This window comes from Aquimarina sp. BL5 (assembly GCF_003443675.1).
In the GTDB taxonomy this organism is placed as follows: Bacteria; Bacteroidota; Bacteroidia; order Flavobacteriales; family Flavobacteriaceae; genus Aquimarina.
In genome coordinates, this window is the sequence record NZ_CP031963.1 from 4179399 (window position 1) to 4202244 (window position 22846).

Annotated in this window: 19 protein-coding genes; 9 read left to right on the forward strand and 10 right to left on the reverse strand. The window is 34.3% G+C overall.

Features of this window, described 5'->3' with window-relative positions; all coding sequences use genetic code 11:
• Positions 1-759, forward strand: a complete 759-nt coding sequence (locus D1818_RS17435) for a M15 family metallopeptidase (RefSeq protein ID WP_233558483.1) — start codon at positions 1-3, stop codon at positions 757-759.
• Between the two features lie 28 nt (positions 760-787).
• On the opposite strand, the gene D1818_RS17440 is transcribed toward D1818_RS17435, so the two are convergent.
• Positions 788-2086 (reverse strand): hypothetical protein, encoded by a 1299-nt coding sequence (locus D1818_RS17440; RefSeq protein WP_118460244.1) that lies wholly within the window; start codon positions 2084-2086, stop codon positions 788-790.
• 156 nt (positions 2087-2242) lie between these two features.
• Complete coding sequence (gene aceB, locus D1818_RS17445; protein WP_118460245.1) at positions 2243-3841, reverse strand: malate synthase A; 1599 nt, start codon at positions 3839-3841, stop codon at positions 2243-2245.
• A 180-nt stretch (positions 3842-4021) separates the two neighbouring features.
• On the opposite strand from aceB, the gene D1818_RS17450 reads away from it, so the two are divergent.
• Entirely contained in the window at positions 4022-5533 is a 1512-nt protein-coding gene (locus D1818_RS17450) for a helix-turn-helix domain-containing protein (RefSeq protein WP_233558482.1), read from the forward strand.
• Positions 5534-5552: 19 nt separating this feature from the next.
• Here the strand turns inward: D1818_RS17450 and D1818_RS17455 are convergent, their stop codons facing one another.
• The 8 genes from D1818_RS17455 to miaB all read right to left on the reverse strand — a co-directional run bounded on the left by D1818_RS17455 (position 5553) and on the right by miaB (position 13280).
• Positions 5553-6323, reverse strand: a complete 771-nt coding sequence (locus tag D1818_RS17455; RefSeq protein WP_118460246.1) for a hypothetical protein — start codon at positions 6321-6323, stop codon at positions 5553-5555.
• Positions 6324-6561: 238 nt separating this feature from the next.
• Entirely contained in the window at positions 6562-8199 is a 1638-nt protein-coding gene (gene groL, locus D1818_RS17460; protein ID WP_118460247.1) for a chaperonin GroEL, read from the reverse strand.
• Between the two features lie 35 nt (positions 8200-8234).
• Positions 8235-8510, reverse strand: coding sequence for a co-chaperone GroES (gene groES / locus D1818_RS17465; protein WP_118460248.1), 276 nt, complete (start codon positions 8508-8510; stop codon positions 8235-8237).
• Between the two features lie 146 nt (positions 8511-8656).
• Positions 8657-8992 carry a preprotein translocase subunit SecG gene (gene secG, locus D1818_RS17470; RefSeq protein WP_118460249.1) on the reverse strand — a complete coding sequence of 112 codons (336 nt, stop codon included), beginning with the start codon at positions 8990-8992 and terminating at the stop codon, positions 8657-8659.
• Positions 8993-9001: 9 nt separating this feature from the next.
• A complete protein-coding gene (locus D1818_RS17475; protein WP_118463892.1) occupies positions 9002-9961 on the reverse strand; it encodes a hypothetical protein in 960 nt (319 codons plus the stop codon).
• A 20-nt stretch (positions 9962-9981) separates the two neighbouring features.
• Positions 9982-10482 (reverse strand): LptE family protein, encoded by a 501-nt coding sequence (locus D1818_RS17480; protein ID WP_118460250.1) that lies wholly within the window; start codon positions 10480-10482, stop codon positions 9982-9984.
• Between the two features lie 57 nt (positions 10483-10539).
• Positions 10540-11805: a sigma-54-dependent Fis family transcriptional regulator gene (locus D1818_RS17485; protein WP_118460251.1), complete on the reverse strand. Its 1266-nt coding sequence runs from the start codon at positions 11803-11805 to the stop codon at positions 10540-10542.
• A 29-nt stretch (positions 11806-11834) separates the two neighbouring features.
• Complete coding sequence (gene miaB / locus D1818_RS17490; RefSeq protein ID WP_118460252.1) at positions 11835-13280, reverse strand: tRNA (N6-isopentenyl adenosine(37)-C2)-methylthiotransferase MiaB; 1446 nt, start codon at positions 13278-13280, stop codon at positions 11835-11837.
• A 138-nt stretch (positions 13281-13418) separates the two neighbouring features.
• Here miaB and D1818_RS17495 point away from each other — a divergent pair, with 138 nt between their 5' ends.
• From D1818_RS17495 to gldN, 7 genes are all read left to right on the forward strand, one after another.
• Positions 13419-14201 carry a hypothetical protein gene (locus tag D1818_RS17495; RefSeq protein ID WP_118460253.1) on the forward strand — a complete coding sequence of 261 codons (783 nt, stop codon included), beginning with the start codon at positions 13419-13421 and terminating at the stop codon, positions 14199-14201.
• 200 nt (positions 14202-14401) lie between these two features.
• The gene (topA, locus tag D1818_RS17500) at positions 14402-16903 is read left to right on the forward strand and encodes a type I DNA topoisomerase (protein ID WP_118460254.1); all 2502 of its coding nucleotides are present in this window, start codon (positions 14402-14404) and stop codon (positions 16901-16903) included.
• Positions 16904-16914: 11 nt separating this feature from the next.
• Entirely contained in the window at positions 16915-18078 is a 1164-nt protein-coding gene (locus tag D1818_RS17505) for a formimidoylglutamase (RefSeq protein ID WP_118460255.1), read from the forward strand.
• 110 nt (positions 18079-18188) lie between these two features.
• On the forward strand, positions 18189-19562 hold the full coding sequence (gene gldK, locus D1818_RS17510) for a gliding motility lipoprotein GldK (RefSeq protein ID WP_118460256.1): 1374 nt from the start codon (positions 18189-18191) through the stop codon (positions 19560-19562).
• Positions 19563-19654: 92 nt separating this feature from the next.
• On the forward strand, positions 19655-20281 hold the full coding sequence (gene gldL, locus D1818_RS17515; protein WP_118460257.1) for a gliding motility protein GldL: 627 nt from the start codon (positions 19655-19657) through the stop codon (positions 20279-20281).
• Positions 20282-20323: 42 nt separating this feature from the next.
• A complete protein-coding gene (gldM, locus tag D1818_RS17520; protein ID WP_118460258.1) occupies positions 20324-21871 on the forward strand; it encodes a gliding motility protein GldM in 1548 nt (515 codons plus the stop codon).
• Between the two features lie 15 nt (positions 21872-21886).
• Positions 21887-22777, forward strand: coding sequence for a gliding motility protein GldN (gene gldN, locus D1818_RS17525; RefSeq protein ID WP_118460259.1), 891 nt, complete (start codon positions 21887-21889; stop codon positions 22775-22777).
• The last annotated feature ends 69 nt before the right edge of the window (positions 22778-22846 follow it).

Here is a 22846-nt window from a genome sequence, read left to right on the forward strand (position 1 = left end):
ATGGTAAAAAAACTACTATTTATTACATTTTTAGCCTTACTTTTTTCTTGTAAGGAAACTTCAGTAACTACGATGGCTAGTGCAAGTACGTTAGCTTTGTTAGAGAAATCTAAATCTATTCAATTACGTGCGGCAAGGGTGGAAAAGCATATGCAACAATGGCAAGACTCCTTGGATAGGTATGATAATCAAAAAGGGACTCAAAATCAGGTAAAGGATGATGAATTTGTAGACATAGAAAAATTGTCAAACTATTTCGTCTTAGATATGAAATATGCTACAAAAGATAATTTTTTAAAAAAGGCAGTGTATTCTTGTGAACGATGTTATGTGAGAGGTGTGGTGGCAAAGGCTTTGATTAGTGCCAATAAGGATTTCATGAAGAAAGGTTATAGAATTAAACTATTTGATTGTTATCGTCCTTATAGTGTACAGAAAAAAATGTGGAAAATCTTTCCTAATCCTGGTTATGTGGCTGATCCAAAAGGAGGTTCAATTCATAACAAAGGTGCTGCAGTAGATATTACACTTACAGATTTACAAGGCAATCAATTGGATATGGGTACTGATTTTGATCATTTTGGTAAAGAGGCGCATCATGCTTATAAAGAATTATCTGATGAAGTTATAGCGAACCGTAAATTGTTAAGAGAGATAATGGAAAAACATGGTTTCTCTATTATAAGAACAGAGTGGTGGCATTACAATTTTAAAAATAAGAAATTCAAGATTTCTGATTTTAGATGGAAATGTGATTAAAAATAGACAATATAAAGTCTTGTACAGTCTATCGATTAAACGGCTTTTCATTGATCCAATGAAATCCTCTATTAATTAATGGAAATTCTGATCGTTCCTTCTTTTTAGTAACTATTTTAAGATTGTCACATTTGTAAGTTCCTTCAAAAATATAGATACTATCATTTATGCGATATGAAAAACTTCTTATATCTGCACTGTCACCATATGAAATTAAATTTAATTTTTGCGACGTTGAATCTGTTTTTTCTTTAAGCCGGATGAACGTTTCATTCATAGTTTGAATATTACTATATCGTTTATCTATAATTAGACGTTTCCAGCGGATAGTATCTGTAGTTAATGGAGGTATAGTATCGTTATTTTTAATAAATTCTGTTACTTCGTATATGCCAAATAAAGCAGATTTTGGTGCTTTTTTCCCCCATTGCTTTTCGCCTTCAATAGATCCTTCGATATTGGTGTAAAATAGATATCCTATAACTATGATTTTGATTGAAATAGCAGCAATTTTTAGTTTCTTTTTGGTGAAGTATTGAGGAAGCTCTTTAGGTTTGACTTCTTTGTTTAAAACAAAGAAATTTAAGATGTTTTTAATATCAGGTGTTAATAGGAATACTCCCATTATTGTTAATAGCCCACTATATAATTTTACAGGAATATCATAACTCATATTCATCATAAATACGTTGAACATTACCGCAACAACCATAAATGCTCCTAAAATAGTGGTTTTTCTAAAAATTAGTAATATTCCGGCTATAATTTCCGCATAACCAGAAAATCTAGTGTATGTATCGCTATACTCCATAAAATTCCACATCAGGCCCATAGGAGATTGATTACCAAAAGTTTTGATGAGGTCAATATTTTTTAATTCCGAAAATTGAAGTGTAAACGCCTTGGAGAATCCATAAGAAAACATAGTTGTGATTAGATAATATCTTACCAGAGTTCTTGTATAAAGTAATAATTTATTATAGTTGGATCTTTTAAAATCGATAATGCTCCAAATAATAGTTGTAATAATTGTAAGTAATAGAGTAACAAACTGAAAGACATAATCAGTAGTAGTGTCTCCGCTACCCGTGGGGCCCATTGGTAACTCATAAGGAATGTTTAGAATGTGTTTTCCCGCCCAAATACATAATTGATCAAGTCCGTCATAATAGAAAGAAAAAACATTTCCCAATCCGGGAATCAAACCAATGTAATAAAAAGGAAAAGGAAAAATGTTTAAAAAGAGATAAACAAAAAAGAATCTAAATAAAATTTTTGTACTTAGTTTCCAACTAGTTTGAGTACTGATATCTTGTGTAACTGACATTTGATTGATGGTTTAGTTGTGCTACTTTTATAAGACTACAAGTGCCATTAAACGTTACAAATATTTTTCATATCAAAAAACAGCATTCGCAAACTGCGAATGCTGTAAGAGCACAATTGTAAAATCGGAAAAAATTAGAATTGTTTCTATGTTTGCTTATAAGTATTTATATGCTTGTGTTGTTAAAAATTCATCGAACTCTTCAGAAGTGACTAGATTATAGAAAATCTGAATAGCATTCTGATAATTTTTACTTTCGAAAAGAGCCTTTCCTGCCTGTTTTTCCACAGTTTTTAGTTCATCTTCAAAAATCATATGAAACATGTTTTCATTAAGTGTTAAACCATTATCCATTTTGACTTCATTCTTAAGCCATTGCCAGATCTGAGTTCTACTAATTTCGGCAGTTGCAGCATCTTCCATAAGATCATATAAGGCAACCGCACCATTTCCGCCTAACCAAGTGGCAATGTAGTGAATTCCTACATTTATGTTTTTTCTAATTCCATTTTCAGTAATGGTTCCCTGAGGGATTTCCAGAAGATTTTCTTCTGTAACTACAACATCACTTCTTTTTACATCTAATTGATTAGGCTCTTGCATGTGCATATCAAAAACATGCATCGCTAATGGTACTAATCCAGGATGAGCTACCCAAGTACCATCATGACCATTCTTTACTTCACGTTCTTTGTCTGCTTTTACTTTCGCAAAAGCAAGTTTATTGCGCTCTTCATCACCTTTAATAGGAATCTGAGCTGCCATACCACCTATAGCTAAAATATTTCGCTTATGACATCTTTGGATTACACGTTTACTATACGCGTCCATAAAAGGACTGGTCATTGTTACCTGATCACGATCTGGAACTACAAATCCTTTATGGTTTCTTAGTTTTTTGATATAACTGAATATATAATCCCATCTACCGCAATTAAGACCAACAATATGTTCTTTTAATGCATAGATGATTTCGTCTAATTGAAAACTTGCCGTAATGGTTTCTACTAATACGGTTACTTTAATGGTAGCATGTTCCATACCTAAATACTCTTCGGAGAAATCGATCACATCATTCCACCATATCGCTTCGGTAAAATGCTCTAATTTTGGTATGTAGTAGTAAGGAGCAGTGCCGTTTTCTTTTAATTGTTCATTGTTATGGAATACATACAATGCAAAATCAAATAAGGAAGCACTGATCTCTTCGTCTTCAATTAAAAGGTGTTTTTCATTAAGGTGTAATCCTCTAGGACGTACAATTAATGTAGCTACTTCTTCATTAAGTTGGTACGTTTTATCTTTTTTAGGATTGTAGAACGAAATAGTTTTATTAACAGCATCTGTAAGATTTTTTTGTCCTTGTAGGCAGTTCTCCCATAAAGGAGCGTTACTGTCTTCAAAATCTGCCATGAATGTTTTTGCACCAGAATTCAATGCATTAATGACCATTTTTCTGTCTACAGGACCAGTAATCTCCACTCTACGATCCTGAAGATCTGAAGGGATTGGAGCTGCTGACCATTCACTATTGCGAATCTCCTTGGTGTTTTCTGGAAACGATGGATAGGTTTCCAGATCAAACAACTGTTGCTGTTGTTCTCTGTTTCTTAAAAGTGCCAATCGTCTCTTATCAAAACGATTATGCAATGCTTCTAGAAAAGCTAAAGCACCATCCGTAAGAATCTCTGGATGATAATTTTTCACCTCTTTCCTAAAGCTAATTTTCTGATTTAGGTTTGTTTGAATCTCCATCGTTTTAAAGTTTAAAATTGTTAGTTAATAAGACCTTTTGAATTGCCTGCTAATAGTAATTTTTTCTTAAATGCCCGTTATGGGCTTTCATAACTATATCGTTTGAGTGAACAATATTAAAAAAAAGTTTTTTATAAAACAAGCGAACGTTCGCTAAATATGAAATATTTGTTTTTGAAAATGCTCGCAGAAATTGTTACTTTTGGCTTTATGGCAATAGCAGAAGAATATATTAGATTAATTTTTGGTCTGAAAATCAAGCAGATACGCACGGATAAAGACTTGTCTCTTTTTGGTTTATCTAAATTAAGTGGGTTGTCTAAGTCCTATTTAAATGAGATAGAAAAAGGTAAAAAATACCCTAAAACGGATAAAATTATTAAGCTTGCAGAAACCTTGGAGGTTCCATATGATAGTTTAGTTTCTTTAAAACTAGACAAAAACCTAGCTCCAATTGGTGAGATTTTGCAATCGGGAATCCTTGATGAAATTCCACTTGAACTTTTTGGGATACAGCAAAGTGATCTTATCGATATAATTGCTAATGCACCTTCAAAAGTAAATGCATTTATCAGTACGATTATAGAGATTGCGCAGCACTACAATATGAGTAGAGAAGGGTTCTATCTGGCTTCGTTACGATCATATCAGGAAGCACATAACAACTTTTTCAAGGATCTAGAAGATACTGCCATACGTTTTGCAAACTCCTATCAACTAGATTTGTCAGGCAATATAACTGCTGCAGAATTAGAAGAGATTTTGATTGAGGAATATGGGTATACTATAAATACAGCTGGAATACCGCATCATGAAGAACTTGATAATTTAAGATCTGTATTTGTTCCAACAACAAAAACGCTGTTGTTGTCGGATAGAGTAGACGAACCTCAGAAAACCTTTATTTATGCTAAGGAGTTGGGATATCAGTATATGGAAACTAAACAGAGACCTTATACTTTTACTTGGATCCGCTATGATAATTTTGAAGAAGTGTTGCATAATTTTTATGCTTCTTATTTTGCTGGAGCTTTAATTATACCAAGAAATCATTTAAAGGAACATCTTAAGGATCTTTTTAGTACAAAACGATTTTCTGAGAAAGCTTTTCATAAAATAATGAAGTTGTATAATGCTTCTCCCGAGTCCTTTTATCAACGTCTTACCAATATTTTACCAAAGGATTTTGGAATGCAGAATGTATTCTTTCTAAGATTTACGCATAAAAAAGGAATGGAGCGTTTTAATTTAGTAAAGGAATTACATATTACGCATCAGCAGCAGCCACATGCGAATGAAATAGACGAGCATTACTGTAGAAGGTGGATGGCTATTAAGACATTGCAGCGAACTGCAAATGAAGAGATACCATATTCTTTTGATATTCAGATTTCTGATTACGCAGATACAGATCAACAGTACCTAGTGTTTACATCAGCTACTAAGGATCCGTTTAGAAAAGATTATTATCGTAGTATAGGAATTGGATTTTTGATTTCATCTGCTTTGGAAAAAAAGATTAATTTTGTAAATGATTCTAAAATACCAAAAATAAAAGTTGGTGTCACCTGCGAATCTTGTTCTATTATGGATTGCGAAGTTAGAAAAGCACCACCTAAACGATTACTAGCAAAAGAGAAATATAAAAGAACTTCTAAGTTAGTGGCAGATATTGTGAAGGAGTATTCTTAATAAGAAACAATTTAAAATATTAACCAAATACCTTACTCAGTTTACCTAAGTATTGCGATGTAGTTTCTTTTAGATACATTCCCATCGCGATAGCTGTTTTGTCAAGTAGATTTATTTTAAAAAATGAATAATCAAATTGATGTAGTTGTCCACTGGTTAGGGAAATTCGTTTTTGCGCCAAAATTTCACATTCAGAACGTGATATATTATTGATTCCTCCAATATCAATATATGTACGCAGTCGATCTTCAGTATTGGTTAAAGCTTCTTCTAAAATTGATAAGCTCGTCGCTGCATCTGCGAGAATTTTTCGTTGGATATTAATGTGGTCAATAGCTATTTCTTTATCAGATTGCACCTGTTTATCGGTCTTTTCAATAGAATAATAATCCTTGTCAATATCGCGATTAAACTGTTTGATTGTTTGTAAATGGATGTGCCCTAAATCTAGCATGGGTGTGATAATAGCTGTAAATTTAGTTTGAAGTACTGCATAATATGATCGTTCGTTAGCTAATGAGCCTTGATCATGTTTGTCTTTTGCTATCAGAAAAAAATCAAGTATTCCTTTTTCGACTTCATAGTCCACAGCTCTGGTACGAGTTAATAATTGAGAAAATGGTTCCGCCTTTGTAGTAAACTGTTTAATTAAAATTAGTATCTCATCCAAAGATTCTTTTCCCGTTTCCTGAAAACGATCATTATCTAAGTCTATAGGTTCAGGCTTGTGATCAGTAGGCTTGTTTTTCTTTCCGCTGTCTTCAAATAAGTCATCATATAAACTAGGCATGCTACTATTGAAAGTTAAAGTTGGTTTATTTTTATTAGTTCAAAGATACTGTTTTTCGAAAAGGATTGTACCATACGTTATTGACACCGTTATGAATTACAAACCCCGTTTCAAACTTTTGAAACGGGGTTTTATTTTTTTTAGCAATGAATTTATTCTTAATGAATTTGCTAAATAACTTCGCTGTCGTCGTGCAATCCACAAACAAGCTAAATAAATAGCCTGCGGTGGCTCACCGCTACATCATTCCAGGCATACCTCCGCCCATTGGTGGCATTCCGCCTCCAGCAGGAGCATCTTCTTTGATGTCTATTAATGCGCACTCAGTAGTAAGGATCATTCCTGATACAGAAGCTGCATTTTCTAAAGCAATACGAGTTACTTTCTTAGGATCAATAATACCTGCTTTTAGCATGTCTACATAATCTTCAGATTTAGCATCATATCCAAAATCACCTTTACCTTCTAGAACTTTAGAGATTACTACAGAGCCTTCTCCACCTGCGTTTTCTACAATAGTTCTTAGTGGAGCTTCTATAGCACGGTTTACAATTTGTACACCAGTAGCCTCATCAGCATTCTCAGTTTTTACTTTTTCTAGTACAGATTTAGCTCTTACTAAAGCAACACCACCACCAGCGACAATACCTTCTTCTACTGCTGCACGAGTAGCGTGAAGTGCATCATCTACACGGTCTTTCTTTTCTTTCATTTCTACTTCAGAAGCAGCACCAACATATAATACGGCAACACCACCAGCTAGTTTAGCTAAACGTTCTTGTAATTTTTCTCTATCATAGTCAGAAGTAGTAGTTTCGATCTGTGATTTGATCTGATTTACTCTGTTTTTGATTAAATCTTCTCCACCAGCTCCATTAACAACAGTAGTGTTGTCTTTATCGATAGCAACTTTTTCTGCAGTACCCAGATGTTCAATAGTTGTATTTTCTAAAGTAAATCCACGCTCTTCAGAGATAACAGTACCTCCAGTTAAGATTGCGATATCTTCTAGCATTGCTTTACGTCTATCTCCAAAACCTGGAGCTTTTACAGCTGCGATTTTTAATGCACCACGAAGTTTATTTACAACTAATGTTGCTAATGCTTCTCCATCTACATCTTCAGCAATAATTAAAAGAGGTTTTCCTGTTTGAGCAACAGGCTCGAGTACAGGTAATAAATCTTTCATTGCAGAGATCTTCTTATCAAATAATAGAATATATGGATTCTCTAGATCTGCAGTCATTTTCTCGCTATTGGTGACAAAATAAGGAGAAAGATATCCTCTGTCAAACTGCATCCCTTCTACAACATCTACGTGAGTATCTGTTCCTTTTGCTTCTTCCACAGTAATAACTCCTTCTTTTCCTACTTTTCCAAAAGCCTTTGCAATAAGATCTCCAATGGTTTCATCATTATTGGCAGAAATTGCTGCAACTTGTTTGATTTTGTCAGAAGAGCTTCCAACTTCTTTGGTTTGCTTTTCTAAATCTTCAGTAATAGCAAGAACCGCTTTATCAATACCACGTTTAAGATCCATTGGGTTAGCACCTGCTGCCACATTTTTAAGACCTTCTTTTACGATAGCTTGTGCTAATACAGTAGCTGTAGTTGTACCATCTCCAGCAAGATCATTAGTTTTAGAAGCAACTTCTTTTACCATTTGCGCTCCCATATTTTCAAGAGCATCTTCTAATTCTACTTCTTTAGCTACAGAAACACCATCTTTAGTTACTTGAGGTGCTCCAAAAGATTTACTGATAATTACATTACGACCTTTTGGTCCAAGGGTTACTTTCACCGCATTTGCTAATGCATCCACACCGCGTTTGATTCCGTCACGTGCTTCTATGTCAAATTTTATGTCTTTAGCCATAATATTTTTTAATTTGTGTTTTTTGATTCAGTTTTTTAAACAATCGCTAGGATATCATCCTCACGCATAATTAAATAGTCTTTTCCATCTAATTTTAATTCAGTACCGGAATACTTCCCGTAAAGTACAGTATCACCAACTTTAACAGTCATTTCGTGATCCTTTTTACCGCTACCTACAGCAGCTACCTTACCTTTTTGTTGCTTTTCTTGTGCTGAATCAGGGATATATAATCCTGAAGCTGTTTGCGTTTCAGCTGGAAGTGGTTCAACAACCACACGATCTGAAAGAGGTTTAATATTTACTCCCATTATAATTAGTTTTATATTTTAAAATTAAAATGAATTATTTGATGCTATGTATTTCAGAAATTATGCCAGTGATGTGATACTGACAAATTGAAACAAAAAATGCCGACTGTATGACAAGTCGGCATTTTTTGTTTGTTCTACAAGAATTAATCCTGTGGAGTGTCATCCGTTGTTGGATCCGGTGTTACAGGTGTATCGATTTGTTGTACATCGTTAGTATCTACCGTTGGATCTTGATTTGTCGTTGCATCCATAAGATCTACATTAGATAGAAGAATTAATGCTAATAGCAAAGTGGCTAATGCCCAAGTACTTTTATCTAAAAAATCTGTTGTTTTTTTTACACCGCCTAATTGCTGTGTTCCACCGCCACCAAAAGAAGATGATAAACCTCCTCCTTTAGGATTCTGAACCATAATTACTACAACTAGTAAAAATGATACGATTACGATTAGTATTAAAAAGATTGAAAACGTTGTCATTATATATTGTTATTTATTTTCTTGTAATTTTTTTATCGCTCGAATTTGGTCTGCAAAGAAACCACTTTTTTCGGGATTTTTCAAAATTAATATTTTATATGCTTGAATTGCCTTTTTATACTTTTTTTGAGCTAAGTATACTCTGGCTAAAGTTTCCGTCATTAACTCGTCTGGAGCTACCATATGGTTATTGGCAAGGTTGCGTGAAGGTGCATTTTTTTCAGCAGGCTTAATCTTCGGATTACTAGCTATAAACTCATCAATTAAATTAAATTTATGTTCTTGATCTGGCCGTTTTCCGGTTTGTTTTTCTTTTATAACTTCCTCGCTTTCATCCTTTATATTGTCTTTTGCTTCAGTATTTCGATCAATAGGTTGTATGGATGAAAGTTTTAGCCACTCTGCGAAAGAGTGTGCTTCTTTCTTATTAAAATCAAGAGGTTTGTCAACTTCTAGCTCTTTTTCAAGACTTTTTACAGCCTTCGATTCTTCTGTAGTATTGCTCTTTTCGGATTGTTCAATTATCGTTTCTGCAATCGTAATGTTTTTGGAAGAGTTTTCTTCTTTAGATGAAAAAAGAGCAGGATCAAGTACTTCTTCTGCCTCTTCTATTTTCATGGATACCGCATCATCCAGCGAAATTCTTGAAAGCACTTTTACCTCTTGTGCGTCTATCACATCAATGTCTACTTTGTTTTTCTTTGATGTTATAGGTTCTTCAATAGTTTTATCAAAGAGCTTAGATGTAATAAAATCAAATAAAATACCTCTGTCTGTAGTGTGAGCTGCTGTGGTTTTCAGTTCTTGATTGTACCTAAAGCTCTCATCATCCTTTAACCCCTTTAATATTAGAGCTCTTACAGATTGAAAATAGGGAAACTCTCGAATGATTTTTTCCAGGTTTTCTGTCTGCTCCTTATTAATTGAAGAAGGGTTTTGAAATAAATATGTAAGTTCTTTAGTATTCAAAAAAAACAATAATTAAGTTGTTACCACTTGGCTAAGGTAGCATTAAGTATATCTTGAGTAATCCTTTCAAAGATTATTTGAAGAGCTTGATCTCTTACAGCGGTTTCGGATTGTGTAGCAGGAAAGTCAAAAAAGAAGGAAAAACGTTGTTCAAGATCTTCTTTAGGGTTCTTAGTATCATAAAAACGAACATTTACTGCAATTGTAAGGCGGTTTTGAGCTGCTGTATTTTGTGATGTTGCATTTGTTGGTATAACTATATCCTGAACAATTTCTCCCTCATAAGCAATATCTCCATTAGAGGTAACGAGATCAAGATTAGTTTGGTTTAGAATTAAATCTTGTAACTGATTGGTAAATTCTTGATCAGTCCCTGGATTAATAATAGGCGCTTGATTTTGGAAAAACGCTACCTGAAATGTAGTAGCATCTGTGTTAATTCCACTAAAAGAGTAAGCACCACAACCTTGAAGTACTGTAATGGCTATAAGTCCAATTAAAATGTGTTTTATTTTTTTCATTTAAATAAAAATTCGCATAAATTTTGAGATTTATCTGTCCTGTAATATAGTAAGGATTTATAAATCATATTGCTTTATTTTTCTGTATAAAGTTCGTTCACTAATTCCTAGTTCTTCTGCTGCAGCTTTACGTTTTCCGCGATGACGTTCTAAGGATTTTTTTATCAACTCTAGTTCTTTATCATGTAACGAGAGTGTTTCTTCTTCCTCAATCTCCTCTGCAAAATGATATTTGTCATCCTCTTTTTTGATAGCTTCAGTAGGTGTTATTTGTAAAACCTCTGTTGTTGGTGTTATGGGTTCTTCAAAAGGGATTGCTTCTTCTTCTTCTTTATCATCGCGATAGATTTTCCTGATTAATCCTTCATGCTCTTCCTGTACTTGTTGTGAGTTTCCGCTCTGCATCAACTCCATAGTTAACTTTTTGAGATCGTTAAGATCGTTTTTCATATCAAAAAGCACTTTATATAAAATCTCTCTTTCGTTACTAAAGTCACTATCTTTTTTGTCCGAAGAAATTACAGCAGGTAGGTTGCTTCCTATGTTAGGTAAATATCCTCGCAAAGTATTAGCTGATATGGTTCTATTTTGTTCAAGGACTGATATTTGCTCTGCAATGTTGCGCAATTGCCTGATATTACCACTCCAATGATATTTTTCTAATAATAGAGCAGCAGCATCTTCTAATCTAATTGTTGGCATCTTATACTTTGTAGCAAAGTCAGACGCAAATTTTCTAAATAACAGGTGTATATCTTCTTTACGATCTCGTAAAGGAGGTAATAGAATTTCTAATGTGCTTAAACGATAATACAGGTCTTCACGGAATTTTTCCTTTTTGATAGCTTCAAACATATTTACATTTGTAGCGGCGACAATACGTACATCTGTTTTCTGTACTTTGGAAGATCCTACTTTGATGAACTCACCATTTTCTAATACTCTAAGGAGTCTAACCTGAGTGGTTAAAGGTAGTTCTCCCACTTCGTCAAGAAATATTGTTCCTCCATCTGCTACTTCAAAATACCCACTTCTTGTAGAAGTAGCACCCGTGAAAGCTCCTTTTTCGTGTCCAAATAATTCACTGTCAATAGTTCCCTCAGGTATAGCACCGCAGTTAACTGCAATGTACTTACCGTGTTTTCTATGTGATAGGGAATGAACAATTTTAGGAATACTTTCTTTACCAACACCACTTTCACCTGTAACCAGAACCGAGATGTCTGTAGGAGCTACCTGGATAGTTTTTTCTATAGCACGATTTAGTTTAGGATCATTTCCTATGATCCCGAATCGTTGTTTTGTGGCTTGAACTGATTCCATTTAATAGAACTATATTATTTTATATTAAATTAATTATTATCAGAATACCCTACTGCTTCTCCCAGTAGTGTGGCGCTTGTACACTGGTCAATACGTACCATTACAAAATCGCCTATTTTATAATTGTCTTTAGGGAAAATTGCAACTATGTTCTTTGTTGTTCTTCCACTCCAGTGTTTGTCTGATTTTTTAGATTCTTTTTCTATTAAGACTTCAAAAGTTTGTCCAATATAAGATTCATGTCTGTAAGCACAATGTTCACGTTGTAGCGCAATTACTTCTGCAAGTCTTCTTTTTTTAACTTCTTCCGGAACATCATCTTCTAGTTTTCTTTCGGCCAATGTTCCTGGTCTTTCAGAATAGGCATACATATAGCCGTGTTCATATTTTATGCGTTCCAATAATGATAATGTATCTTGGTGATCTTCTTCTGTTTCTGTCGGAAAACCAACGATCATATCCTGAGTTATAGAGCAATCAGGAATGATTTGCTTTATATTATCTACTAGTTCGATATATTCTTGGCGTGTATGTAAGCGATTCATTTCCGCAAGAATACGATCGCTTCCACTTTGTATAGGTAAGTGAATGTGTTTACAAATGTTTTTGTGTTTCGCCATTATCTTAATCACATCTAATGTCATATCCTGAGGATTGGATGTGGAGAAACGGATACGTAGTTTAGGATATTTTTCTGCTACTAGATCTAAAAGCTTTGCAAAATCTGTAGCAGTAGCTTTTTGTAAATCACTAGCCTTGTCAAAATCTTTTTTTAATCCTCCACCATACCACAAATAACTGTCAACATTTTGACCTAATAATGTGATTTCTTTAAAATTATTGATAACCAGATCATCTATTTCTTTCAGAATACTTTGTGGATCTCGGCTTCGCTCTCTTCCTCTGGTAAAAGGTACTACACAAAAAGTACACATATTATCGCAGCCTCTAGTGATAGAAACAAAAGCAGAGACTCCGTTACTCTGTAAGCGAACTGGAGAGATATCTCCATAGGTTTCTTCTTTTGATAAAACTACATTTACCGCATTACGTCCTGCATCAACCTCTTCTATCAAATTAGGTAAATCTTTGTAGGCGTCTGGTCCTACTACTAGATCAACGATCTTCTCTTCTTCTAAGAATTTACTTTTTAAGCGTTCTGCCATACAGCCTAGAACACCCACTTTCATGCCTGGATTGATTCTTTTTACTGCATTATATTTTTCTAAACGTTTCCTAACTGTTAGTTCTGCTTTTTCACGAATAGAACAGGTATTTACCAAAACCAGATCAGCATCTTCCAGGTTTTGAGTAGTGTTAAAACCCTCCTTGGCTAAAATTGAAGCTACAATTTCACTATCGCTAAAATTCATTTGACATCCATAACTTTCAATAAAAAGTTTTCTGGTATTTCCTTCTTTTTTGTCTAGAGACAATGCCTGTCCCTGGATCTTTTCATCAATAATCTTCTCCATGTATAATAATATCCTTGTCCATTCAACTCAAATAGTATGCAAAGATACTCTTTAAAAAGATATATGACAAAGTGGCAGAATTATATTTGTTTAAATATTTATATTTGAGAAAACTAACTAACCAGTCAATCCTTTTTTATGAATGCTAATCACCTCTTTGAAAAAATAGAAAACAGCAGTCCAATAGATTTTGGAGATATTTTTAACAAAAGTATCGAGCTTTTTAAGAAAGTATGGTTACAAGGGTTTATCCATTTGTTGATTTCTGTGGTGGTGGTTATTCCACTAATTATTGTAATGTATATTCCAATTATTGCGTTGGCAAGTATAGCGGGTATTGAAGAGTCTTATGGGGGTTATTCTGGTCAAATGGAGGGAGTGTCTATAGGGTTGGCTATTCTATTTGTAATATTAGTAGTTATAATTTCTATGATTGCTTCAGCATTTCAATTTGGTATTATTGCTCATTTCTATCAGGTTTGTAAGCAAGAGGATTTAGAACAACAGCAAAATTCAAATTATTTTATGTTCTTTAGAGGTAAATATCTTGGGAAGATTTTAGTGCTAGCTATTGCAATTTCAGTAATTTCCATAGTTGCAATGTTATTATGCTTTTTTCCTTTTTTATATGTATTGGTGCCTCTCCAACTGCTTGGTGTTATATTTTCATTTAACCCCGATCTTAGTCCTTCGGATTTAATAAAAGCTAGCTTTAAATTGGGTAACAAAATTTGGTTAATGGCCTTTTTGCTATTTTTTATATCGGCAATTTTAGCGGAGTTAGTTGGTTTGATGGCTTGTGGAGTTGGAATATTTTTTACAGTGTTTTTTGTTCGTATTCCTGTTTATTACATGTACAAGGATACTATTAGTTTCGAAAACGAAAGCGAATCCGAGGACTGGAACGCTCTTGTTGAATAAAAAGTAAAATGAAACCTGCTGATTTTGCAGGTTTTTTTAGTATAATTTTTGAGAAAAAATTTTGATCTCAAAAAATTGATATACTTTTGCTCCCAGAAATAAGTCATCAACGCTGGGTTATTACCAACTGAAAATGTTTATTAGCGATTCCATCTGTCAACTAATAAACATTAATTATCAACAGATGAAAAAAAAGGATTATGGCTAAGAATTTAGTGATTGTGGAGTCACCAGCTAAGGCAAAAACAATAGAAAAGTTTCTAGGAAAAGACTACAAAGTAGCTTCTAGTTTCGGACATATTGCAGATTTGCCAGCAAAGGAGCTAGGTGTGGATGTGGAAGAAGGTTTCAAACCTAAATATATCGTTTCTAAGGACAAGAAAGATGTGGTGAAAAAACTGAAAGATCTTTCGAAGAAAGCAGAGATGGTATGGTTAGCTAGTGATGAGGATCGAGAAGGAGAGGCTATTGCTTGGCATCTAGCAGAGGAGTTAAATTTGGATAAAGACAAGACGCGTCGAATTGTTTTTCATGAGATTACTAAAAAAGCAATACTTAAGGCAATTGAAAACCCAAGAAGTATAGATTATAATTTGGTAAACGCACAGCAAGCTAGACGAGTACTAGATAGATTGGTGGGATATGAATTATCTCCTGTTTTATGGAGAAAGGTAAAAGGAGGATTATCGGCAGGAAGAGTGCAGTCTGTATCTGTAAGGTTAATCGTAGAGAGAGAGCGTGAAATACTTGGTTTTACACCTGTTGCTTCTTATCGAATTGATGCAGAATTTGCTAATGAAAATGGGAAGTCTTTTAAGGCGAAACTACCTAAGAATTTTTCTACAAAAGAAGAAGCGCAGGCGTTTCTAAAGAAGAACTTAGGGGTTGGTTTTAATGTCGCTGATCTTACTACAAAACCAGCAAAAAAATCACCAGCACCACCATTTACAACATCTACTCTACAGCAGGAAGCATCTAGGAAATTGTATTTTTCTGTTAGTAAGACAATGACGATGGCGCAACGCTTGTATGAGGCAGGATTGATTACTTATATGAGAACAGATAGTGTAAATCTATCTACAGAAGCTCAGAACGGTGCAAAAGCAGAAATAATTTCTGCATATGGAGAAGAATACAGCAATCCAAAACAATATAAAGGTAAGGCGAAAGGAGCTCAAGAAGCCCACGAAGCCATAAGACCAACGGATTTTTCGAGGCATACAGTACCGGTTGATTATGATCAACAACGTCTGTATGAATTAATTTGGAAAAGAGCCATCGCTTCACAGATGAGTGATGCAAAATTAGAAAGAACCAATGTGAAGATTGGATCTACTTCTCATAATGAACAGTTTGTTGCAAATGGAGAGGTAATAAAATTTGAAGGTTTCCTTAAGGTGTATCTTGAAGGTAATGATGATGAAGATGAAGAGCAAAGCGGAATCTTACCTGCTATGAAAGTTGGTGAGAATTTATTTAATAACTATGTTACCGCTACAGAGAGATTTACCAGACCACCAAGTCGATATTCTGAAGCGGCTTTAGTAAAAAAGTTAGAAGAATTAGGTATTGGACGTCCGTCTACCTATGCACCAACAATTTCTACTATCCAAAATAGGAACTATATAGAAAAAGGTTCTAAGGAAGGCGAAGAACGAGGTTATGTTCAGATTACACTTTCTGGTGATGCAATTAAAGAAAAAAGCCTAAAAGAAAAAGTAGGAAGTGATAAAGGGAAATTAATTCCAACCGATGTGGGGATGGTAGTTAATGACTTTTTAGTAAATCATTTTTCTTCTATTTTAGATTATAACTTTACTGCAAAAGTAGAGCAAGACTTTGATGAAATTGCCGAAGGTCAGGAAGACTGGACTCACGTAATGAAAGAGTTTTATGATGAGTTTCATCCTAGAGTAGAAGATGTTGCTCAGAATGCAGAACGTGAAGTAGGAGAAAGGATTCTAGGAGAAGATCCAGATTCTGGGAAACCTGTAAGTGTTCGTTTAGGAAAATTTGGACCAATGGTACAGATTGGTACTGCAGAGGATGAGGATAAACCGAGATTTGCTAGTCTCGCACCAGGACAAACATTGGGTAGTATAACTTTCGAACAAGCAATGGATTTATTTCAATTGCCAAAAGAACTAGGTGATTATAAAGGAGAAACAGTAACCGTTAATAATGGACGTTTTGGTCCTTATGTAAAGTTTGGAGCCAAATTCGTTTCTTTAGATAAAGGAGAAGATCCTTTAAGTACATCATTAGAAAGAGCAATCGAACTTATTGATGCTAAGGAAAAAGCTGATGCTCCCATATATACATATGAAGATTTACCAGTCCAAAAAGGAACTGGTAGGTTTGGTCCATTTATTAAATGGAAGGGTATGTTTATCAATGTGAATAAAAAATATGACTTTGATAATCTTTCTGATGAGGATATCATCCAGCTTATTGAAGAAAAGAAGCAGAAAGAGATTGATAAGGTAATTCATAATTGGGAAGAAGAAGGTATTAGAGTAGAGAAAGCAAGATGGGGGCGAAGCAATGTTATAAAAGGTAAAACCAAAATTGAATTACCTAAAACTGTGGATGCTACTAAGCTTACTTTGGAGAAGGTAAAGGATCTCATCGAAAAGAATGCTCCTAAAAAGAAGACTACTGCAAAGAAAAAAACAACAAAAAAGACTACTAAAAAGAAATAAGTATATAATATATGTCTTTAGAGTTTCTTTCACCGGTCAGCGAAATAGTGGCGGCACATGTTGCTTTGCTCCCTGATCAATCATTAGGTAAACAGATTAAAGTACATACTTCTTACGATGGAGTTCCAGATCTTGATAATGTAGATCTCGCGGTAATTGGTGTTAGAGAAAATAGAAATGATATTGATTTTTTAGGTGAAGATCTTTATTTTGATACCATACGGAAATCTTTATACGATCTATTTCCAGGTAATTGGGATACTTCAATTGTAGATCTTGGAGATATTATTCCAGGAGAAGAAGTAAGCGATACTTATTTTTTAATGAAAGATATTCTTTCTACACTGCTTCAAAAAAATGTGATACCTCTAATTATTGGAGGTAGTCAAGATTTGGTATACGGTCAGTATCGTGCTTTTGATATTTTGGAGAGAATGGTTAATCTTGTTAACGTAGATAGTAAGTTTGATTTAGGAAATACTTCTAAGCCAATAACAAATACCTCTTTTGTGGGTAAGATCATTGTAGAACAGCCTTACAATCTTTTTAATTATAGCAATATAGGGTATCAGACCTATTTTAATTCACAAGAAGAAATAGATTTAATAGAGAAATTATATTTTGACGCATATCGATTGGGTGAAGTAACATCAGATGTTACAATTGTAGAGCCTATCATGCGTGATGCGGATATTGTTACAATTGATCTTGGAGCTATGAGTTCTACGCATCTTAATTATAAGTATGCTTCACCGAATGGTTTTGATGGGAGAGAGATATGTGCTATTGCAAGATATGCTGGTATTAGTGATAAAGTAAAGAGTTTTGGGGTTTATGAATTCAAAAACTTTAAAAATGAGGAAACAACTGCAATGTTAATTGCACAAATATTTTGGTATTTTATTGAAGGAGTTAATTATAGGTCTAATGAGTTAGATATTAAAAATCAGACAGGCACACTCCATTATAATGTACCAGTAGAAGATGAAGTTCTTTCGTTTTATAAAAGCGATAAAACAGAAAGATGGTGGATAGAAATACCTTTTATTTCATCTGGAAATAATAAATTGAAAAGACACACGTTATTACCTTGCACATACAACGATTATGAGCGTGCTTGTAATCAAGAAATACCTGAAAGATGGTATAAGGCAAAACGAAAAAACGAAGTTTAACATTTTTATTAGGGAGATTTAAGGTTTTTTTTAGAAAAAAATTGTTTTTCTGGAAATAAATAAATAGGTTTACCACCTTAAATCTCGAAGATCTTAACCTAAAACACGTTATGAAGAAATTTGTATCACTCTTTGCTATTGTAGCAATACTATATAGTTGTGGCGGAGGAAACCGCGGAGAACTAGTTGGAGTAAAGGGTAAAAAATGGCATCCGGAGAAACCCTACGGAATGGCCCTCATCCCCGGAGGTTCATTTATTATGGGTAAATCCGATGATGACAAGGCAGCATTAGCTAATGCACCTACCAAGACAGTTACCGTTCGATCTTTCTACATGGACGAAACTGAAGTTACTAACAGTGAATACAGGCAATTTGTCCGTTGGGTTCGCGATTCCACAGTAAGGATGAAATTGGCTATAATGGCTGATGACATGGGAAAAACTCCTGGAGACGATGGTATTGGAGAATATGCGTTTCTTGATGCGAATACCGAAGATATGTCTGTGTATGAGAAATATGTCTATGACAATTATAGCGGTACCGGAGAAACTGGCTATGAGGGTCGAAAACTTAATAAAGACATAGATATCGAATGGGATACGGAAGATTATCCTGATGAGTTTTACACAGAAGTAATGGATTCTTTATATATACCATTAGAAGAATCATACAATGGTAGACGAACGTTTGATGTGCAAAACTTTAAATTCAGATTTACTTGGATGGATATTCAAGCTGCGGCTAGAGCGAAAAAAGGAAGAAGAAAAGATTTCGTTAAAGAAACAGTGATTGAGGTGTATCCTGATACTACCGTTTGGATTAAAGATTTTAATTATTCATATAACGAACCAATGCATAATGATTATTTCTGGCATAGTTCGTATGATGATTATCCGGTAGTAGGAGTTTCCTGGGAACAGGCTAAGGCTTTTTGTACCTGGAGAACTATCGAAAAGAATTCTTATCAGAAAAAACGTAATAAGGAGTTTGTGAACTATTTTAGATTACCTACAGAAGCTGAGTGGGAATATGCAGCAAGAGGTGGATTAGAATCAGGAACATATCCTTGGGGTGGACCTTATGCTTTGAACGACAGAGGATGTTTCTTAGCGAATTTTAAACCTTTACGAGGTAATTACGCAGCTGATAATTTTTTATACACAGTAGAAGCGAAAACATTTGACCCAAATGATTATAATTTATATAACATGGCAGGTAATGTTTCAGAATGGGTGCAGTCTTCTTATGATCCTGCAGCCTATGAATATGTATCATCAATGAACCCGAATGTTAACGATGATCAGAACAAACGAAAAGTTGTGCGTGGAGGATCTTGGAAAGATGTTGCTTATTTCCTACAGGTAAGTACCAGAGATTACGAATACGCTGATTCGGCTAGAAGTTATATTGGATTCAGAACCGTACAAGATTATATGGGTACTGACGTTACTGGAGAAGATAATACCCAAAATCAGAATTAGAATAAGTCCCAAAATTTATCTATCAACCTTAATTACTAACCCTTTTTTAATTTAATAATTTAAAAAAATTTAAAAAATTAAACACATTTATTATGGCAAATTCAAAATCAAGCAAGAAATTAATGAACATGGTTTACGGTCTGGGAGCGGCTGTAGTAATCCTTGGAGCGTTATTTAAAATTATGCACTGGCCTTTTGGTAATGAGATGCTTATCATTGGTCTAATTACGGAAGCATTGGTATTTACTGTTTCTGCATTCGAACCTGTTGATGATGAGTTGGATTGGTCTTTAGTATATCCAGAATTAGCTGGAGGAAATAGAAAAGACAAGAAAGAAGTTCAAACTCCAGAAGGAATGTTATCTAAGAAACTAGATGATATGCTTAAAGAAGCTAGATTAGATACTAGTTTAATGAATAGTCTTGGAGATAGTATCCGTAATTTCGAAGGTGCTGCTAAAGGTATTGCACCAAGTGTGGATGCTATTCAGGGAACTAAAAAATATAGTGAGGAAATGGCAACTGCGGCTACCCACTTAGAATCTTTAAATAGTTTGTACAAGGTGCAATTAGAATCTTCTGCAAAACAAGCTGAAGCTAATGCAGCAATTGCCGACAATGCTAAAGCGCTTGAAGAGCAAATGAAGAGCTTGTCAAGTAATTTATCTTCTCTTAATGGAGTATATGGTGGTATGTTAAGTGCTATGAACAGAAACTAGTATTTAACTTTAATTTAAAAATAACTACCAAAATATAGAAACATGGCAGGAGGAAAATTATCACCAAGGCAGAAGATGATCAATCTGATGTACTTGGTATTTATAGCAATGATGGCATTAAATATGTCAAAAGAAGTATTATCCGCTTTTGGTTTGATGAATGAGAAATTATCAGCATCAAATAGTATAGCGACAGAACGTAATACAGCTTTTATGGCTGGTTTAGCGGATAAAGTTTCGGAGCAACCAGAAAAATATACACCCCTAAAAGAAAAAGCAGATGAAATCAGTACTTTTTCTAATGAGTTCAATGCATATGTAGAGCAATTGAAATCTGAATTGCTTGAAACTGCGGATGATCCGACGGATTATGAAACAATGGATAAGCCAGATGCATTAAATTCTAAATTCTTTGAAGGAGGTAAAAATACTTCAGCAGCTTCGGAATTTTTAGAAAAAATCAAAACTTATAAGGAAGGTGTTGTTACTGCAATTCGCTCTGTGAAGGAAGTAGATGGTCAAGTAGCTGATGATGTAGAGAAAGCTTTTTCTACAGATGACGTGGAAAATAGAGATAAAGTAAAGGTTGATTGGTTGAAATATAATTTCGAAGGCTTTCCTTTAGTGGCATCTATTACAAAGTTAACTCAAATGCAAACTGATGTTAAGACTACAGAGAGTAAAGTGTTATCTGCTTTATTGGCTGGACAGCAAGCTTCAGAACTTTCATTTAGTAATTATGAAGCAATAGTTGTTCCGGACAAAACGGCTTTCTTTAGTGGAGAGAAGTTTACTGGTAAGATAGTTCTTGGACGTTTTGATGCAACATTAAAACCTACAGCTGTTACAGTAAATGGAAAAGAGCAAACTAAGGTTGAGAACGGTCAGATTATGTTAGAGTTTCCAGCAGGTAATGTTGGAGAAAGAGACGTAAAAGGAGAGCTTCAATTTAAAGAGGGTGATTCTACTGTTTCCATTCCAATTAAGAGTTCTTATGCTGTTATACCAAAACCAAATTCTGCAGTAATTTCTGCTGATAAGATGAATGTTGTATATCGTGGAGTTCAGAATCCAATGACGATTTCTATTCCGGGTGTTCCTTCTGTAAATGCAAGTGCTCCAGGTCTTAGGAAAAGTGGTGGTGCTGGTAAATATATGATGAACGTTACTACGGTAAAAGCTAGAGAAGTAAATATTAAGGTTAGTGGTAAACTACCAAATGGTTCTTCAGTAAGTGATACCAAGAAATTTAGAATAAAAGATATCCCTAGACCAGTGGGTACTGTAAGAGGTGAGGATGGTAGTATAAAAATGTCTAAGAGTGGTTTAGATAAAGCTTCTATCGGAGCAATACTTCCAGACTTTGATTTTGATATCAAATTAAAAGTAACTGGCTTTAAGTTTAAGGTAGAAGGTCAACCAACTATTAATGTTAGAGGAGGAAGATTAGATTCTAGAGCTAAATCTGCTCTTAGAAAAGCTAAACGTGGATCTTCTGTTCAGGTGATAGACATTAAAGCACAGTTAACAACCAATGCTGGATATAAATTAAAGAAAATATCTCCGGTTATCGTTGAGTTAACGAACTAAAATAAACTAATGATTATGAATTTGAGAAATTTGTTATTAACCGTTTTTAGCCTATTCGTGACCTTGTTTTCGTTTGGTCAGGCTAACATTTTGAATGCTGATAGTCCAGAAGATATCGGAAAGAAAACGATCGAACAGATCCAAGCCGATAATGACCTTCCGCTAGAATATGGTTATGTTGACAAGCGTGATGTACTTTGGGCTAAAACTACGTGGGAGACAATTGATCTTGATGAGCGTATTAATTTTCCATTGTATTATCCAATTGATACTGTTAATATAGGAGCAGATAGACGTGCATTATATGATGTTTTATTATCCAATGTTAAGAACGGTAAAATCCAAAAGATTTACGCAGATTCATATTTTACAGAAACACGTACTTTAGGTGATCTTGATGGTACTTTATCCAAAATTGACACTTTAGATTTAGGGTATGAGCAGTTTAATGCTGGTGAGACTGTAGATCCTCAATATATCGAGATTACTACTATTAGTGCAGCGGATATTTCAGAGTATAAAATTAGAGGATATTGGTACTTTGATAAGCGTCAGGGAGAATTAAGATACAGATTGTTAGGTATTGCTCCAGTAGCACCGGATGTAAACTTTATTAATGATGATGAGCCAGATATGGTTCCATTATTCTGGGTTTGGTATCCTGATGTTAGAGAAATACTTCATAACGCAAAAGCATTCAATAGGAAGAATACCTCGATGCCTTTTACGTATGATCATGTACTTAATGCTAGACGATTTAATTCTGTCATATATAAAGAAGATAACATTCAGGGTGACCGGGAAGTTAATGACTATATAATTGACAATGCTTTGATGCAATTACTTGAAAGCGAAAGAATTAAAGAGAGTATCAGAAATTTTGAAATGGATATGTGGAGTTACTAAACTCTGATGTTTCTAATATAATATATAAACGCCCAACTTGTTAGTTGGGCGTTTTGTTATTTTTGATTT